This window comes from Billgrantia kenyensis (assembly GCF_013697085.1).
In the GTDB taxonomy this organism is placed as follows: Bacteria; Pseudomonadota; Gammaproteobacteria; order Pseudomonadales; family Halomonadaceae; genus Halomonas; species Halomonas kenyensis.
Genome location: NZ_JACEFT010000010.1, coordinates 73,406 through 90,462 on the forward strand (window position 1 = coordinate 73,406; position 17,057 = coordinate 90,462).

At 63.6% G+C, this 17,057-nt stretch carries 13 protein-coding genes; 6 read left to right on the plus strand and 7 right to left on the minus strand.

Features of this window, described 5'->3' with window-relative positions:
• Positions 1-25: 25 nt before the first annotated feature.
• Together H1D44_RS09945 and H1D44_RS09950 are read left to right on the plus strand one after the other, a co-directional pair.
• On the plus strand, positions 26-1,201 hold the full coding sequence (locus H1D44_RS09945) for an ATP phosphoribosyltransferase regulatory subunit (RefSeq protein WP_181514697.1): 1,176 nt from the start codon (positions 26-28) through the stop codon (positions 1,199-1,201).
• A gap of 135 nt (positions 1,202-1,336) precedes the next feature.
• Positions 1,337-2,632 carry an adenylosuccinate synthase gene (locus tag H1D44_RS09950; protein WP_181514698.1) on the plus strand — a complete coding sequence of 432 codons (1,296 nt, stop codon included), beginning with the start codon at positions 1,337-1,339 and terminating at the stop codon, positions 2,630-2,632.
• A gap of 269 nt (positions 2,633-2,901) precedes the next feature.
• Here H1D44_RS09950 and H1D44_RS09955 read toward each other — a convergent pair whose 3' ends face one another.
• The 7 genes from H1D44_RS09955 to H1D44_RS09985 form a co-directional block, all read right to left on the minus strand.
• A complete protein-coding gene (locus tag H1D44_RS09955; RefSeq protein ID WP_181514699.1) occupies positions 2,902-5,541 on the minus strand; it encodes a tetratricopeptide repeat protein in 2,640 nt (879 codons plus the stop codon).
• A 50-nt stretch (positions 5,542-5,591) separates the two neighbouring features.
• The gene (locus tag H1D44_RS09960) at positions 5,592-6,719 is read right to left on the minus strand and encodes an alginate lyase family protein (protein ID WP_238984375.1); all 1,128 of its coding nucleotides are present in this window, start codon (positions 6,717-6,719) and stop codon (positions 5,592-5,594) included.
• 159 nt (positions 6,720-6,878) lie between these two features.
• Complete coding sequence (locus H1D44_RS09965; protein ID WP_238984376.1) at positions 6,879-7,763, minus strand: polysaccharide lyase; 885 nt, start codon at positions 7,761-7,763, stop codon at positions 6,879-6,881.
• A gap of 1 nt (position 7,764) precedes the next feature.
• Entirely contained in the window at positions 7,765-9,324 is a 1,560-nt protein-coding gene (locus H1D44_RS09970; protein ID WP_181514702.1) for a PilZ domain-containing protein, read from the minus strand.
• Positions 9,325-9,343: 19 nt separating this feature from the next.
• A complete protein-coding gene (locus H1D44_RS09975; RefSeq protein ID WP_181514703.1) occupies positions 9,344-11,266 on the minus strand; it encodes a glycosyltransferase in 1,923 nt (640 codons plus the stop codon).
• Positions 11,267-11,275: 9 nt separating this feature from the next.
• Entirely contained in the window at positions 11,276-12,622 is a 1,347-nt protein-coding gene (locus tag H1D44_RS09980; RefSeq protein ID WP_181514704.1) for a UDP-glucose dehydrogenase family protein, read from the minus strand.
• 372 nt (positions 12,623-12,994) lie between these two features.
• A complete protein-coding gene (locus H1D44_RS09985) occupies positions 12,995-14,500 on the minus strand; it encodes a RimK family protein (RefSeq protein ID WP_181514705.1) in 1,506 nt (501 codons plus the stop codon).
• A 199-nt stretch (positions 14,501-14,699) separates the two neighbouring features.
• Here H1D44_RS09985 and H1D44_RS09990 point away from each other — a divergent pair, with 199 nt between their 5' ends.
• From H1D44_RS09990 to H1D44_RS10005, 4 genes are all read left to right on the plus strand, one after another.
• Positions 14,700-15,188 carry a GNAT family N-acetyltransferase gene (locus H1D44_RS09990; protein WP_181514706.1) on the plus strand — a complete coding sequence of 163 codons (489 nt, stop codon included), beginning with the start codon at positions 14,700-14,702 and terminating at the stop codon, positions 15,186-15,188.
• 71 nt (positions 15,189-15,259) lie between these two features.
• On the plus strand, positions 15,260-15,745 hold the full coding sequence (locus tag H1D44_RS09995) for a YajQ family cyclic di-GMP-binding protein (RefSeq protein WP_181514707.1): 486 nt from the start codon (positions 15,260-15,262) through the stop codon (positions 15,743-15,745).
• A gap of 200 nt (positions 15,746-15,945) precedes the next feature.
• Positions 15,946-16,476 (plus strand): Hsp20/alpha crystallin family protein, encoded by a 531-nt coding sequence (locus H1D44_RS10000; protein WP_181514708.1) that lies wholly within the window; start codon positions 15,946-15,948, stop codon positions 16,474-16,476.
• A gap of 144 nt (positions 16,477-16,620) precedes the next feature.
• Entirely contained in the window at positions 16,621-17,025 is a 405-nt protein-coding gene (locus H1D44_RS10005; protein ID WP_181514709.1) for a YbaN family protein, read from the plus strand.
• Positions 17,026-17,057: the final 32 nt, after the last annotated feature.

Below are 17,057 nucleotides of genomic sequence, written 5' to 3' on the forward strand. Positions count from 1 at the left end.
CATTTCGCCTTGCAGGATTGACGACATGACCATTGCTGACCGCTGGCTGCTGCCCGACGGCATGGATGAGGTGCTGCCGCCACAGGCGAGCCGCATGGAAGAGCTGCGCCGAGGGCTGCTCGACCTGTATTACCGCTGGGGATACGATCAGGTGATGCCGCCTCCCGTGGAATTTCTCGATTCCCTGTTGACCGGCACCGGTACCGATCTGGATCTGCAGACATTCAAGTTGACCGACCAGCTGACCGGCCGCTTGATGGGCGTCAGTGCCGATGTGACCCCCCAGGTGGCGCGGATGGATGCTCACTCGATGCACCATCAGGGGCCGGCCCGGCTGTGCTACTGCACTAACGTGCTGCGGGCCAAGGCCGATCAGCACCAGGGCGGGCGCAGTCCCGTCCAGGTCGGCGTAGAGCTGTTCGGCCACGCCGGCCTGGAAGCGGACCTGGAGATCCTGCGCCTGGCGTTGCAGAGCCTCAAGACCGCCGGCGCCGGTGAGCTCCATCTGGCGCTGGGGCACATTGGCATCTACCGTAGCCTGGTACAGGCTGCCGAACTGAACCGTGATCAGGAGCGGGCGCTATTCGAAGCGCTGGAGCTCAAGTCGCCCGGTGCGCTGGCGCAGCAGGTCGAGGCCAGCGTGCGTGATCCAGCCCTGGCGGACATGTTCCGCGCGCTGGGGCGTCTCCATGGCGGCGCCGAGATCCTGGAGGCGGCAGGCGAGGCATTTGCCGGTGCGCCGGCTGCGGTGGCCGAGGCATTGGCCCAGCTCAGGGCGCTGCATCGCGGGGTCAGCGAAGAGCAGCCCGAAGTGGAATTCTATTTCGACCTGGCTGAACTGCGGGGCTATCAGTACCACACCGGGATGATGTTTGCAGCCTTCGTGCCAGGTTATGGCCAGGCGCTGGCCAAGGGTGGTCGCTATGACGACACCGGTCGAGCCTTTGGGCGTGCACGACCCGCCACCGGCTTTTCCATGGACTTGAAGCTGCTGGCCACGCTGGTACAGAGTGAGCCCCCCTGTGACGGCATCTGGGCGCCGGAGGCCGGTGAGGGCATTGCCGAGGCGATTGCCTCGCTGCGTGCAGGCGGGCATCGGGTGGTGCAGGCCTTGCCGGGGCAGGCGACCTCTCCCGAGGCGCACCGCTGCAGCCAGCGCCTGATATGGGTCGACGGACACTGGCAGACGCAGGCACTCTAGGCAGGACGCGTCGGCCAAGCCCGAGCGAAGCATCCGATTTAACGATACCGGCAAGCGGGCCGGAAGACGAGCGCGGCCCGCGGGCCGGATCATCGACGCGCACTTTCGCGGCGCTGACACGAGAGACGAGACACAATGGGCAAGAACGTAGTCGTATTGGGCACACAGTGGGGAGACGAGGGCAAGGGCAAGGTAGTCGACCTGCTGACCGAGTCTGCGGCAGCGGTAGTACGTTTCCAGGGCGGCCACAATGCCGGGCACACGCTGGTCATCGACGGCGAGAAAACCGTGTTGCACCTGATCCCATCCGGCATCCTGCGCCAGGACAAGACCTGCGTCATCGGTAACGGCGTGGTGCTGTCGCCCGAGGCGCTGATCAAGGAAATCCGCGAGCTCGAGGAGAAGGGCGTGCCGGTTCGTGAACGGCTGCGTCTTTCACCGGCATGTCCGCTGATCCTGCCGTATCACGTCCGCCTCGACCTGGCCCGCGAGAAGGCCCGCGGCGTGGCCAAGATCGGCACCACCGGCCGCGGCATCGGTCCGGCCTACGAGGACAAGGTCGCTCGTCGCGGCCTGCGCCTGGGTGACATGCTGCATCGGGAGCGTTTCGCCTCCAAGCTGGGCGAGGTGCTCGACTACCACAACTTCGTGCTGGTCAACTATCACGGCGAGAAGGCGGTCGACTTCCAGGAGGTGCTGGACAGCGCCATGGCCATGGCCGAGGAGCTGCGGCCCATGGTCTGCGATACTGTCGGCCTGGTTCACGACCTGCGCCGCGCCGGCGAAAATATCCTCTTCGAGGGTGCCCAGGGCTCGCTGCTGGACATCGACCACGGTACTTACCCGTTCGTCACCAGCTCCAACACCACTGCCGGTGGTACCGCCACCGGTTCGGGTGTCGGTCCGCTCTACCTCGACTACGTGCTCGGCATCACCAAGGCCTACACTACGCGTGTCGGCTCCGGCCCGTTCCCTACCGAGCTGTTCGATGACCATGGCCGCCACCTGGCCGAACGCGGCCACGAGTTTGGCGCCACCACTGGGCGCCCGAGACGCTGTGGCTGGTTCGATGCCGTCGCCCTGCGCCATGCGGTGCAGATCAACTCGGTATCCGGCATCTGCCTGACCAAGCTCGACGTGCTCGATGGCCTGGAGAACATCCGCGTCTGCGTGGGCTATCGCAGCAAGGATGGGGAAGTGCTCGACAATCCGGTGGATTCCGAGGGCTACGAGGCGGTCGAGCCGGTCTACGAGGATCTACCGGGCTGGAGCGAGTCGACCCTGGGTGCCAAGCGCATCGAGGATCTGCCGGCCAACGCTCGCTCCTACATCAGCTTCCTCGAGGAGAAGGTCGGCACCTCGATCGATATCGTCTCGACCGGGCCCGATCGCAACGAAACCATCGTGCTACGCAATCCGTTCAATAGCTGAGCGCGAGAAGGCGTCGAGACTCAAGGCCGGCACTGGGTGCCGGCCTTGTTTTATCTGATGGTGAGGGGCTTGAAGCCGTTGGGAGCATAGCCTCCGGCACGACTCCTGCGTCCCATGGGCCTGGTGAGAAGTGCTCCCATCAAGGGCAGGCCCAGCAGCCGTGGCGGCGCAGGCATTCCTGTCGTAGCAGTCATCGACCTCACCCTTGCTGTTGAAACGATTCCCGCCGGCGATACGGCTGCTGTATCCACCCCGGCGGGAACTCGTCATCACTCTTCTGTTTCCACCTCGACATCACCGGCGGCGGCCAGGGCTTCCTCATCGCTGAGCAACTGGCGCAGGGTTTCGACAGCCATCTGTCCCTCGCTCTCGAAGACATCGTCGAGCCACAGCAGGGCCTGTTCCTGGTTGGCCTGCAGCCCGCGGGAGGCGAGGTACGCCTCGGCCAGTGCTAGACGGGCGCTGCGGTGCCCCTGGCTTGCCGCCTCATAAAGGTAGTTGGCGCCGCGCTCGGGGTCGGTTTCGATATTGCCGCCGCGCAGGTACTCGCGTCCCAGTGAGGCCTGAGCGCCGGGGTGGCCTTGTTCGGCGGCTTGGTGAAGCAACTCGTAACCGCGCTCGACATCCTGCTCGATGGCACCATCGCCGCGCATCAGGGCGAGGCCCAGGGCGGCGTTAGCGTAATCGGCGCCAGCATCAATGGCTTGCTGATACCAGCGCTCAGCCTCTTCCGCATTCTGTTCGACGCCGTCGCCGTGTTGGTGGGCTTCGCCAAGCAGGAAAGCGGCATGAGGCATGCCTGCATCGGCCGCAGCATGCAGTAGTTCCAGGCCGCGTTCCACGTCCTGGTCGACGTGGTCGCCGGTCAGATAGGCCTCGCCCAGGTTGGCCCTTGCCCCGGCGTGACCTCGTGCCACGGCAGCCTCCAGGTAGTCGACAGCAGTTGCGCTGTCGCCGCGGTCCATGTACATGCGACCCAGGCTGGCGGCTGCACCGGCATGGCCCGCCTGGTGCGCCTGGCCTAGCCAGTATTCCGCTCGGCCCTGGTCGCGTTCGACGCCTTCGCCGTTGAGGAAAGCTCGACCGAGATCGGCCATGGCGCCAGGGTGGCCGTCCTCCGCTGCGGCAACCAGGGCCTCTATGTCGCCCTGGGCGCCGAGATCGCGCTGGACGTAGGTCAGGGCATCGTCGGCGGAGTCATGGCCTTCCTGCTGGGCCTGGGTGAGCCAGCGGTTGGCCTCGGCAAGGTCGCGCTCCACGCCGTCGCCATGGCGATAGGCGCGCCCGAGCACGACCATGGCGTAGGCATCGCCCTGCTGAGCGGCCTGCCTGACCAGCCGGATGCCCTCGCTGGGAACGTCCTCCAGGGAGCCATCCAGGTAGGCCTCGCCCAGCTGGGTCATGGCCGTCGTGTCGCCCGCTTGCGCAGCTCGCTCGAGCAAGTCCTGGCCCCGAGTGGGGTGGTAGGGTAGCACGTCACCCGACAGATAGGCCGCGCCAAGGATGCGCATGGCGCCGGTCTGCCCTTGGTCAGCGGCATTCTCCAGCAGCTCTTCGGCACGGCTGGGGTCGGGGGGGGAGCCCCGTCCCTCGAGAAGTGCGTCGCCCAACTGCTCGGTAGCCCAGGGGTGGCCAAGTTCATGCCCGCGTTCGAGATAGTCGAGGGCGATATAGGGCTGGCCGGCAACCCGCTCGTCATTCAGGTAGAGCGAGCCGAGTTGAGCCAGAGCCAGGGGATCGTGGCGCTCGGCGGCCTGCTCGAGCAGGCCCATGCCGCGAGGCAGGTCGTTGAGTCCTGCCTGACCTTCGACCAGGGCGCGGCCGAGGATCACGTGGGCATCGACGGAGCCGTGCTCGATCGCCTCGCGCAGCCAGCGCTCGGCGCGTACGGGTTCGGGGCTGCCGACCTCGGGCTCCAGCAGCGTCTGCCCGAGAAAGGCCATGGCATCGACATGCCCCTGGCGGGCGGCATCCTCCAGCAGGGCGACGCCCTGTTGCTGCTCGCCGGCTCGAGTCATGTCTCGCCCGGCGCGGGCCAGGGCATCGAGGTCGCCCGCTTCTGCCGCCTGCTGCAGCCAGTGGACCCGCTGGTCGGGCTGGTCGCCGAGCAAACCGTCGGTGGTGTAGAGAGAGGCGAGCTGCAGCATGGCGTTGACCTCGCCTGCGGCCGCCTCGCTCTCGAGTACGTCGGCGTAGCGCTGGGCATAATCCATTGACTGTGCCGGATCCTCTTCCAGCCAGCCGCCGGGAGCGTAGGCCTTGGCCAGGGCTTCTATCGCTTGCGCCTCACCCCGCGCCGCCGCCTGCTCATAGAGGCGCTGGGCCAGCTCGGGGTCCGCTTCGACACCCTCGCCACCTTCGGCCAGCAGCCTGGCCAGAAGCGCATCGGCATTGCGCTCAAGGTCGGCATCCTTGGCTTGCCACAAGAGGTAGTACGCGAGCAAGTCATTACGCTCCACGCCTCTGCCCTCGAGATAGAGGCGGCCGAGGTTGAGCGAGGCGTGACCGTGGATGGGAGACGGACGCTCGATAGCCTTGCCGTAGAGCCTGGCAGCCTCGACGCGGTCGGCTTCAACACCGAGGCCACGCTCATAGAGTTTGCCCATTTCGTAATAGGCGGGGGGAAAGCCCATTTCCATCAGCGGCTGTAGCTGCTCGATCGCCTCCTCGTAGTGTCCGGCTTCGATGGTATCCTGGGCGCGGTTGACGCGATCCCAGTCGTGGCCATCCATCGGTGCCTCGATGCCGCCGTCGAACCAAGCTTCATATTCGGCGGGGATGGGGGCGGCATGTTGCCCGCCAGGAGGCTCGTGAGTCATGGCGCAGCCCGCCAGCCATGCCGATAGGGTTATCGCTGCGGTCAGCCGCAGCGAGGGGAGTCGCCGAGTCCTGTTCGCTATTCGTTCCATGTGTTCCCCTCTCTATGCTATGTCGTGTCGTGTGATAGTGAGTTCCTGTCTTAATTACCCAGGCCACGAAATGCTTCGGTACTGCGACGCTCTTCGTCCATGAAGACGTGCTGCTGGGCATCTGGGGTCATGAAATAGAGTGTGATGAAGCCACCCGCACTGCGGTTGTAGGTGGGCCGTACCCGGGACACGAAGTCGGCCACCTGGGGGTGGTCGTAATGGGCAAGGTAGATGTCCATCCAGGTGAAGTACTGCGGGTCGCGCAGGAAACCGGTGAACTGCTCCAGCGGCGCGTAATCGCCGAGCGCGGCCGGGTCGTCCAGAATCAGAAACAGAAAGTCGATGGCTTCATGAATGGTGCTGCCTTCGTACTCGAGCTCGAAGATGTCGTAGCCCTGGCGCTCAATCACCTGCATGTTGGTAATCAGGTAGTTCAGTGCGTAGTTCTGGTAGTGGGTGGCGCGGCGGCCACGTCCGACTTCCAGCGGCAGGGCGCCGCTCTCGGTCATGTCGTGCAGGGCCGAATAGATGGCGCTGACACCGAAGCGGAACAGGTCGTCATCCTCGACCAGCACCCCGACCATGCTGGCGTAGAGCGCTCGACGATAGAAATGGTTGTTGCAACAGCTCTCTTCCGGTTCGCCGGGAATGGCCGAATGCTGCAGGGCGAGACCGTGCAGCCACCGCTCCACTTCCGCTCGTTCCTCCTCGAGGCCGTCCACGAAGGGACGCACGACGGAGTAGGCCATGGCCGCGGCAAACAGCATCGACTCGGAAGCGAACCATGCCTGCGGCTCCAGGGAGTCGTAGCGGAAGGTGGTCAGCGCCTTGGCGTCGGCCCAGCCGTAAAGGTATTTCACCAGGCAGTCGGCATAGAAGGTGTCGCCGGTGGCGACAAAGGCCCCGGCCAGCTCCGAGGTGCTGTCCTCGAAGGCGAAGAGCGGCTCGGTAGCCAGTTCCCACTCTTCGGGGCTCGGGTAGAAGCCCGGTATGCCCCCGCGGGTCGTGATCGGCTCGAAGTTCAGTTTTTGCTGACAGCTGATTCCGAGTCCGGCTTCCTTCCTTTCTTGTAGCAGTATCGAGTTCTGGGTCTCGTTCAGCAGCTCCATGCGCGCTTCGACATCGAAATAGCTGGCATCGGTATCGTTGACGCGATAGTCGGAGAGATCGAGCGCCATGCGCTCTTCTCGTGAGAGGGTGTCGGCCGTCGCTGCCGCGCTACCTATCGCAAGAAGGGCGGCCGGCAGCAGAGGCAGCAAGGGGTGTCGAATAAGTCCTTTTACTACAGCAAGGGGCATGATCGGCGTCGCTCCATTGGCGCTCGAATGCGGAGTGAATCAAGATTCCGGGACGTAGAAACGGAAAGCGGCAAAGTCCACGTATTGGTCACGTGGTGTCCGCCACCCTTCCCCCGTGCCGCCGAAGAAGGTAGAGAACATCAGTCCATCGATGGTCAGGTCGGGCGTGTTGCGGAAGTTCACGCTCTGGTGCTCCAACACCGGTCGGCCGTCGACCCAGAGCCGAGCGACACCGTTTTCCTGGCCGGGGTCATTGAGCACGACCTCCTGCTCGATCGTTACCCATTGACCGAGGGGGAAGCGCCAGAAGCCGCGGCCCACCGAGGCGCCTTCGAAACCGACGACGTAGGGGTAGAGCTCACCTTCGCCTTCTTCACGCCACATCAGGCGCAGCGAGAAGCCGCTCAGCCCATCGACTGCCTCGCCGCCCGAGGGGGCCTCGCCGCCATACAGGCCTGGCAGCTTGCCGCCCTGCACGAAATCGAAATCGGACGGGAAGCGCACCATGTAGCTGAGGCAGGCACGGTCGGCACCTTGCAGCGAAGGTGGCTCGCTGTAGAAGCCGGCGCCACCGCGGGGCTCCTCACCTGGCGATGAGGTGCCGGCAGGGTAGTGGACCCGCAGGCCGGGTTCGTCGATGCCGGTCTGCCCGCTGCCCAGTCGTTCGACGTTCTTGTCGGTACCCCAGTGGCGAGTGGTATGGAAATTCTGGCGTACGGCGGCATGCCCATCGGCGGAGCCGGCATCGGCTGCCTGCCTCGGGCGCGGTGTCTCCATGGCGGTGTAGCGCTGCGAGCAGGCTTCGACCTGGGGAATGCCAACGAGGGCTTGGGGGCCCTCGTCAGTGTATCCGGCCGTGGCTGGCAGGAGGCAGACGGCGCCCAAGACCAGGCCCAGGGGTTGACCCGTGGCGCGCGCTTTCAACTTAGCTATCGTCGGTAACTTCATCATCGTCCTCCGTGGCGGCGCGATAGATATCGTCGCCAAACTGGATGACCGAGCGGACGCCTTGCCAGATTCTCTCCGACCCGGCTGCCAGCAGGGGTGTCTCGGCGAAACGCACGTCGACCGGCTGGCCGACGCTTTCTGCCGGCAGTGGCTCCTCTGGTACCAGTAGCACGCTGGCGACGTTTTGCTGCTGGCGCACCCAACTGGGGAAGCCGGCACGAGGCTGGCGCTCGACGTCGAGGGCAACGTTGCGTACCCGGGCGCGAATCGGTTGGTTGGCATTGGCCAGTGTCACATAGGCCTGCTGGTCGGAGTCGATGCGGCTGATATCGTCCATGTGCACCAGCGCCTCGACCAGCACATCGTCCTCGTCGGTGCGAATCAGCGTCATGATCCGCTCGCTCTCGTTGATGTAGACGCCGTCGGCGCTGCTCAGTGCCCAGGCCACCAGGCAATCGCAGGGACTGTAGATGTCATTGCTGGCCATGCGGGCCTCGAGGGCGGCGATGCGCGAGCTCTCGTAGTCACGTACGGTTTCGAACTGGTCGATGCGCGCCTGGGCGATCTCCGGCGACACCGACTCGAAGGTCATGGTGTCGCCGCTCGCCGGCTGGGCGGAATTGGCAAGGCTCACTTCCTGCATGCCGCCTTCGATATGCTCGCGCAGGTTGTCGAGCAGCCGGTTGTTGTAGTCCAGCGCGGCCTCGGCGAGGATCAGATCGGACTCCAGGTCGCTGTTGACCACGTTGGTCAACAGCTGGTCGCGCTCGACCACGTCGCCAGCCACCAGCTCATGCTCGCCGAGAATGCCCGGGCCTGGCGCGCGAATGTCGATACGCGGCGCTGTCACTGCGGCGAAACTGGGTTCGATCAGCATGAAGTTGCGGTAGGCGGTGGCAGCGCCCACGAGGACCAGCACGCCGATGGCGGCGAACAGCAGGACATAGCGCCCAATGGGCTTGGGTGGCCGTGCCGGCGGCAGCGGCTTGGTTGCCTGCCGCTTGCGCGGAGTCTGGGGATCTTCACCGGCAAGCAGCCCTTCTACGTTGGGGGAGCGTCCGCTGAGCGCACTGCGAATGATCTGACGCAGCAGCTCCCTGTGTTGCGGCTCGATCTCGGTGATCTCGAAGCTGACGTCATACCCCTCGCCGCCTGAGGCGGGGACCGCACGCAGGCACTCGGCCTTCAGTGGCACGATCAACTCGGTGGCGCCGGCCATCATCAACAGCGAGGCGGAGATGCGCTCGCCGGGTTGAAAGCCATTCCGGCTCTGGGCAGAGAAGCCACCCAGGGAGACGTCATTACCACTCAGCTCAGCGTCGCTGTCGGCGAGATCGACACGAAACGGCAGCGTGACGCGGATGTAGCCACGCTCGTCACGGCGCTCGTGCTGGAGGCGATCTCCTTGCTGCAAGCGAACGCTGTCGTAATCGGCGTTCCCCGATTCGCTGGAAGCGTCGGGCTCCTTCCTGGTGCGACTCCCGCCTAATGTTGGCTCATGCCGCTTGGGGTCGTCGTGTGAAAATTTATCAGCCATCCGTTGGTCGCTCCTTGCGTCAGGGAAGAGTCGCCACATCGGGTTGTGCGGCGGGCTCGACCCTGAGTCTTACGTTGACGAGGGTCAGGTTGTGTTCTTCGAGGGCCAGCTGGCAGGACGCATCGATGGTGCATTCGACGGCGCCTTGAATGGGATTCCCGTCGGGGCCCTGCATCAGCTCCGCCAGGGCGGGCGATATTGCCAGCGAGGTGTTCTGATTGCCCAGCACCTGCTTGTCGCCTGGTTGGACGCTTCTTTGCACCATCTCGACCAGGCCGTCTTCCAGCCGGAAGTGGCCAGGGGGGAGCTGTACGGCCTCTCTCTGCCTGTCGGCGAGAGTCGAGCTTAGCCAGCGGTCGAGCTGTTCGGGTTGCTGGCTGTTCTCCCGCGACTGGTCACGAGCGATATGCAGCGATACCCGGTCCGGGGGACTCATCACCCCCGTGGACAGGATCAACACGAACAGCAGGACGCCATAGGCGAAACCATGTAGCACGTGCCCCATGAGGCGCTGTCGACGTGCCGCCACCGGATCCTCCGGTTCCCCCGCCGAGATCCCTTGGCGTGACCACTTCTGACGGTTGAAGCGAAAGCTCACGTAGGTCTTCAGCATGGCGCCCCACACCTGGTTGTAATAGATCAGCGGGATCCACAGCAGGCTGAAGCGGCCGCGCTGCCAGGCCAGGATCAAGGTGGCGATGCCGCGGGTCATCAGGATCCAGAGCACGTAGGCGAAGAAGAACGAAGGCCTGATGAAGAGGGATACCAGCGTCACCACCGTGGGCCCGACCAGCGTCGTCCACATCGAGAGGCGCTGATCGACCAGGCTCCACCAGGTGAACATGCCCATCGGGCGGGGTCCCAGCGAGATTGCCCGGTTGCTGGTGCGCAGCATGTTGCCATACCAGCGACGCATCAGGTCGGTGGTCGAGGCAAAGAAGCGCCGCCGGTCGGGCAGCTCCTCGAACCCCGTCACGTAGACATCAGGGATGTAGAGCATGCGCCAGCCGTTCTTCAGCAGCCAGTACCAGGAAGACTTGTCGTCCCCCGACAGGAACTTGAAGTTACCGAAGCGCCAGTGGTCGACGTGGTCGCTCTCGATCAGCTCGATGAAGTCCGGTTGAGTGGCGAGATCGGCACGAAACACGCTGTAGCGTCCGGTAAGGACGAGCAGGCGACGTGACAGCGACATCGAACTCATCATCAGGTGCCGCTGTGCGTAGCGCAGGTCGTACCACTCCCGCGTCGCATCGTTGCCGGTCACCTCGGCCCGGTTGTTTGTGGTGATAGCACCGACATCTTCTTGCGCTTGAAAGAAGGAGAGCGAGCGTTCAAGCGTGCCTGGTTCCAGCCGGATGTCGCCATCCATGGAGATCAGCAGCGAACCCGGCACCGGCAAGCGCCGGGAGATTGCCCGCAGCACCTCGGCCATGGCCGAGCGCTTGCCGTCTCCTTTCTGGAACATGTAGCGCACTTCGATGTTGCTCGGCCAGCCGTGCTCGTCCATGACGTGGGTGATGACATCCACGTCGGTGCGATCCGAGACGGAGGCGAACACCGTCGTCGGTACGCCGTACTCGCTCGCCTCCCTGATCAGGGCGTCATAGACCTGGAAGTTGACCTGTGCCTCGATGCGGAAGGAGGTGCACAGGACGAACAGTTCCGAAGGCTTGTCGAGCTCGCTGACCGCATCGGCCTCGGCCCGCATGCGCGGGAAGACGACGCGGTTGTACCAGACCGAGCGCACCGCCTGCACCGCCCACCAGGAGTAACGCCAGATGGCGATCGTGCCGATGACGAAGAAGAAGGTCTGCGACTCGGGCGAAAACACATCCGACGGCAGCTCGCTGACGATCAGGATCAGCAGCGCCAGGCCGAACACGAAGGTGGTGACCTCCGTGAGTCGGCTGGCAGTGGTTGGGTCTCGAGGAGTTGCGGACATGGGCGCTCCTCAGGCCAGCACGGGCCGCACGGAGTCACCTCGGCCGATGCCGTAGTAGGCGAGACCTGCAGCCTTGACGGTATCGGGTTGGAACAGGTTGCGGCCATCGACCAGTACCGGCTCCTCGAGCGTCTGGTAAAGCTCGGGGAAGTCGATGGTGCGAAACGCCTTCCACTCGGTGCAGATGACCAGCGCGTGGGCGCCTTCCAGGGTGTCGTCACGGCGCTCGGCCAGCACCAGGTCATCGCGCTGACCGTAGATGCGGCGGCACTCGTCCATGGCTTCCGGGTCATAAGCTTGCACCCGGGCACCGGCGTCCCACAGCGCCTCCATCAGCTCGCGGCTGGGTGCCTCGCGCATGTCATCGGTGTTGGGCTTGAAGGCCAGCCCCCAGATCGCGATGGTCTTGCCCTTGAGCTGACCGTCGAAAGCCTGGCAAAGCTTTTCGAACAGCTTGCTCTTCTGCCGTGCATTGACGCGCTCGACTGCCTTGATCATCTCTGCGGGATGACCGATTTCCTCGGCGGTATGGGCCAATGCCTTGACGTCCTTGGGGAAGCAGGAGCCGCCATAGCCGCAGCCAGGATAGATGAAGCTGTAGCCGATACGCGGGTCGGAGCCGATACCGTGACGGATTTCCTCGACATCGGCACCCAGGCGTTCGGCCAGGTTGGCCACTTCGTTGATGAAGCTGATCTTGGTCGCCAGCATGGCATTGGCGGCGTACTTGGTCAGCTCGGCGCTGCGCACGCCCATGAACATCACCTTGTCACGCTGGCGGTTGTAGGGGCCGTAGCATTCCAGCATCGCCTTCTTGACGCGCTCCGAGTCGGTGCCGACGACGATGCGCGAGCCGCGCGAGAAATCTTCTATCGCAGCCCCTTCCTTGAGGAACTCCGGGTTGGAGCAGACATCGAACTCCAGAGCAACGCCACGCTTCTCCAGCTCGGCCGCTACGCTACGCTCAACCTTGCTGGCTGTTCCCACCGGAACGGTCGACTTGTCGATGACGATCTTGTAGTCGTTCATGTGCTGGCCGATGGTTTCGGCGACTTTCAGCACATACTTCAGGTCGGCGCTGCCATCTTCGTCCGAGGGAGTGCCCACGGCGATGAACTGCAACAGGCCGAACTCGATTGCCTTGGCAGCATCCGTCGTGAACTCGATGCGTCCCGCCGCCTTGTTCTTGCTGATCAGGTCCTCCAGGCCAGGTTCGTAGATCGGTACCTCGCCAGCGTTGAGCCGTGCCACCTTGTCTTCATCGACGTCCACGCACATGACCTGATGGCCGACATCGGCCAGACAGGCACCGGTGACGAGACCTACATAGCCAGAACCGAAGATAGTGATTTTCATGGTCGTCGTTGCTCCTTGCAGTCAGGGCCCTGTCATCCAAGCAGCGCCATCCGCCGGTGTGTACCGACGCGGGATGGCGAGGTAGGGCCGGGTTTATCGCGTTAGCGTGCCTTTCAGTACGCAACATCTACGCCAACTGGAAAAAAGCCTTTCCAGTCAGATGGCTGGCGTGGATATAGAGAGTTGTTATCAGAAGTGATGGTGCTATTGTGTCGCCATTAAGAGACGCGTGAGGCGTAAAGTTGACTGAGCCTTGCAGATCAAGAGCTTGATCTGTCTCCTAACAGCGACAAGCATAGTAGGTATCAGGGTAATATATTGATGGGATTTGTTTTTTTGAGTAAGGGGAGGGTGTGTCCAAGCAGCGACGCCTTATTCGCTCGCCGACCTTGCCGTTACCCGGGCTTCCATGCGTGCCAGAAAGACGGCCATGATCCGCTCGTAGAGTTCGCGGCCCAGGACGGCATCCTCGATGCCGGCATCCACGTTGGGATTGTCGTTGACCTCGATGACCACGACCCGTTCCCCCGCTTGCTTGAGGTCGACGCCATATAGGCCGTTGCCTATCAGTCGTGTGGCCTTCAAGGCAGCTTTTATCACCGCAGGCGGCACCTCGGACGGGTCGTGAGTGGTAAAGCCGCCGCTCCTCACCCGGCTACCCGAGTGGTCATAAATCTGCCAGTGTCCGCGCGCCATGTAGTAGCGGCTGGCGAACAGCACCTTGCCGTCGAGTACGCCGATGCGCCAGTCGTACTCTGTGGGAAGCCACTCCTGCAGCAGCAGCAGGGCGGAATCCTCGAATAGCCGCCTGGCCTCTTGCTCGAGCAGCTCCAGCGACTCGATCTTGACGACGCCGCGGGAGAAGGAGCCGTCGGGAATCTTGAGCACCATGGGGAAGCTCAGGCCGGACAACCTCTCGGCCAGTGGGTGACGGTCGTGGCGCTTGAGCAGGACACCCTCCGGTGCCGGCACACCCCGAGCCCGGAGCAGCGCATGCAGATATACCTTGTTGGTACAGCACAGGATATCCCGCGGCGAGTCGATCACCACGAGTCCCTCGTGCTCGGCTCGCCTGGCCATGCGGTAGGTGTGATGGTCCAGGGCAGTCGTCTCACGGATGAACAGGCCGTCGAACTCGGCAAGTCGGCCGGCATCGCGTCGGGTGATCAACGAGACGTCGATGCCCAGCTTGCGTCCAGCGCGTATGAACGCCTTAAGCGCACTGGTATTGCTTGGCGGCATGGCCTCCTTAGGGTCGACCAGGATGGCCAGATCGAAACGATAGCGGCGACGAGCCTTGGGCGTACGCCAGACCTTGCGCGAGTGCCGATTGAGTGCGGAAGCGAATAGGTCCTGTTCGTCGGCATTCAGCTCTTGCAGCGCGATCGGCTTGAGGCGGGCCAGGCGCCAGGCGTCGTGACGCTGGACCAGGCGTGCTTCGAGCAGCGGACAGGGTAGTCGCTCGAAGAGCTTGCGGGCGAGGCGAGCCAGCTCGGGGGCGTGGCACTCACCGAACAATATGCGCAGAGTCACGCTGTCCCCAGCCAGGCGACCCTGGCGAGACAACTCACCAAGCAGCGGCGCCAGGGTATCCAGCCTCAGGTCGATGAGAGCCTTGCGTGACAGTTCATTGAGTGTCTCCACGGTGGGTAGTACTCGCTGACCCCGTGCCTGCGCAAGCAGCGAGACATAGTAGCCGGTACCGAGATAGTCGAGCTCCCCGCACAGGTTGATCACGTGGGTGCTGCGATCCTGATCGATGCCACTTCGATGACGTCGATCCAGTGCAAGGAACTCGTCGGCCGTGATCAGATCTTCGGAGGGATAGTAGGGCTGCCAGTCTTGCTGCTGATCGACAACGATACGCAAGGGGCACATGGGGGCTTCCATTCGGTTGGGCGGGGTGGCGGCACAGTGCCGCTGCGGCCAGCATGCTCCTGACAATAGCTATCGACAAGCGCAACGGCAGGTGAAATGATTTCATGATTGCCGCGGCCGAGAATGCCGTCCGCAGCGCCTACTCAAGTACCTACGCTTGTAGCAAGTTTTCCATGTGCAGTCTGCACCGGAGATCCCGATGACCGTGATACTGCGCCGGGCCTGCCCGCAGGACCTGGACGCGCTTTACCGGCTGGAGCAGGTTGCCTTCAGCGGCGACCGCTTCAGCCGTCGCCAGCTCTGGCACCTGCTGAATCGTGCTCATGCCGAGACCATCGTGGCTGCTGACGGCGAGCGCCTGATGGGCTATGGCACCCTGCTGTTTCGGCGCGGCAGTCGTCGTGCTCGCCTCTATTCGTTCTGCGTTCACCCCGAGGCTCGCGGCAGCGGCCTTGGGCGGCATCTGCTGGAAGCGCTGGAGCTCAAGGCCGTCGAGCAGGGGGCCGGGATGCTGGGGCTCGAGGTAAGGGCGGACAACCGCATTGCCATCGGGCTCTACCGTCGCATGGGCTTTCGCCTCGAGCGCTGGCTGGAAGACTATTACGAGGACGGCTGTGCCGGCTGGCAGATGAGCAAGCCTCTTGCCGATACGGCCCAAGTCACGCCGCGAGCCATCAGCTCCACATAGTGCGAGTGCGCAGGGCACGCCGGAGGCTGGTAGACTTCCATTCACATTGACCGGGCCACTAGGGATCAGACATGCCTTCTTTCGATATCGTTTCCGAATACGACAAGCACGAAGCCAGCAACGCCGTTGACCAGGCCAACCGTGAGATCCAGGGCCGCTTCGACTTCAAGGGGGTCAAGGCGAGCTTTGAGCTGAACGGAGACACAGTGCAACTGGAAGCCGAAGTCGACTTTCAGCTCAAGCAGATGCTGGACGTGTTGAGTAATCGCCTGATAGCCCGTGGCATCGATGCACGTTGCATGGACGTGCAGGAGCCCGAGCTCTCCGGGGTTCGTGCCCGCCAGGAGGTCAAGCTCAAGCAAGGGCTGGAGCAGAAGGAAGCCAAGGATATCGTCAAGCGGATCAAGGACAGCAAGCTCAAGGTGCAGGCACAGATCCAGGGCGAGAAGGTGAGGGTGACTGGTAAGAAGCGTGACGACCTGCAGCAGGTCATGGCCCTGCTTCGTGGTGAGGGAGGTCCTGACCTGGCCCTGCAGTTCGATAACTTCCGCGACTGACCCCGCTGCAGCATGCCATCGGCTGGGGCCCGAGCCGATGGCGACCTTGTCACTTGCGCTGGATTGATCCAGCGCAAGTACACTTCCTTCTGACCTTGAAATGCACCGGGACGCCACTAATTCTTAGTTTGCTGAGACAGAGCCATGTCGGCCCTGTCCGATGCGTCACGTGTCATCAAGGTACGAAAAGGAGGTGGCGTATGAATCTGCAGAAGTTGTCCCCCTGGAACTGGTTCAAGAGCGAGCGTGCGGATCGCGCGGCACCGGTCACCGTGGAACCCCGGCAGGGCGAGCTTTCGCCCCTGTTGGGGATGCATCAGGAACTCGACCGCTGGATGGACGGTGTCATGCGCCAGTTCGGCATGCCTTCCCTCGAAAGTCGCTTCGACGAGATGTCGAGCCTGCTCAAACCGCAGCTCGACATCGCCGAGCGCGATGAGGAGTACCTGATCAGCGTCGAAGTGCCGGGAGTCGACGAAAAGGACATCAAGCTGACCCTGGATGACGATCGCCTGATCATCGAAGGCGAGAAGCGCCAGGAGAGTACCACCAAGGAGGACAGGTATCAGCGTATCGAGCGCTCCTATGGCAGCTTTCGCCGGGTCCTCGACCTGCCTGGTGATGCCCAGCCCGAGGAAATTCGGGCCAGCTTCAGCCATGGCGTGCTCAAGATCCAGGTGCCGCGCAGCGGGGAGATCAAGGCCCAGCGACGCGAAATTCCGATCCAGTGAATCGGTCCGCGCTCACGGCTCGCCTCCGGGCGAGCTTTTTTTCGTCGTTTTTTCCGAACGGTGCCATAGCCACAGCCGATTGGCCTGCTCCTGGCAGATGGGCTTCAATAGGAATCGTGTGACATCGTCAGCAGGAGCCTCAGCATGCAGTCGCTTCGTCGCGTCGTCTTCATTGCCTTGGCCTGGGTCAGCTTCGGACTCGGTGTCATCGGCGTGTTCGTGCCGCTGATGCCGACGACCTGCTTCATGCTGCTGGCCGTGTGGGCCGCTTCCCGTGGGTCGCCCCGCTTCGCCCTGTGGATCCGTGAGCACCCCCGCTTCGGCCCCACCGTCGTCGCCTGGGAGGGGGAGCGGGCGATTCCTCGCCATGCCAAGTGGCTGGCAGGCGGCATGCTGGCCTTCTCGATCCTCGTACTGCTCCTGACGCTAAGCCTGCTGTGGCTCAAGCTGGTGCTGGTGGTCGGACTCTCGCTGCTGGGGCTATGGATCGCTACGCGCCCGGAACCGGCCGCCACGGTGGGTTCATCCGACCGGCTGGTACGGCGCTGAGTGCGGCGCGGCTTTGAGGTTCGGGGGTCGCC

Excerpts from the sequence above, each read along its gene's own strand:
- H1D44_RS10000 (WP_181514708.1), top strand. The coding sequence starts at position 15,946 with ATGAATCTGCAGAAGTTGTCCCCCTGGAACTGGTTCAAGAGCGAGCGT.
- H1D44_RS09970 (WP_181514702.1), bottom strand. The coding sequence starts at position 9,324 with ATGGCTGATAAATTTTCACACGACGACCCCAAGCGGCATGAGCCAACA.
- H1D44_RS10005 (WP_181514709.1), top strand. The coding sequence starts at position 16,621 with ATGCAGTCGCTTCGTCGCGTCGTCTTCATTGCCTTGGCCTGGGTCAGC.
- H1D44_RS09945 (WP_181514697.1), top strand. The coding sequence starts at position 26 with ATGACCATTGCTGACCGCTGGCTGCTGCCCGACGGCATGGATGAGGTG.
- H1D44_RS09955 (WP_181514699.1), bottom strand. The coding sequence starts at position 5,541 with ATGGAACGAATAGCGAACAGGACTCGGCGACTCCCCTCGCTGCGGCTG.
- H1D44_RS09995 (WP_181514707.1), top strand. The coding sequence starts at position 15,260 with ATGCCTTCTTTCGATATCGTTTCCGAATACGACAAGCACGAAGCCAGC.
- H1D44_RS09980 (WP_181514704.1), bottom strand. The coding sequence starts at position 12,622 with ATGAAAATCACTATCTTCGGTTCTGGCTATGTAGGTCTCGTCACCGGT.
- H1D44_RS09975 (WP_181514703.1), bottom strand. The coding sequence starts at position 11,266 with ATGTCCGCAACTCCTCGAGACCCAACCACTGCCAGCCGACTCACGGAG.
- H1D44_RS09990 (WP_181514706.1), top strand. The coding sequence starts at position 14,700 with ATGACCGTGATACTGCGCCGGGCCTGCCCGCAGGACCTGGACGCGCTT.
- H1D44_RS09960 (WP_238984375.1), bottom strand. The coding sequence starts at position 6,719 with ATGGCGCTCGATCTCTCCGACTATCGCGTCAACGATACCGATGCCAGC.
- H1D44_RS09950 (WP_181514698.1), top strand. The coding sequence starts at position 1,337 with ATGGGCAAGAACGTAGTCGTATTGGGCACACAGTGGGGAGACGAGGGC.
- H1D44_RS09985 (WP_181514705.1), bottom strand. The coding sequence starts at position 14,500 with ATGTGCCCCTTGCGTATCGTTGTCGATCAGCAGCAAGACTGGCAGCCC.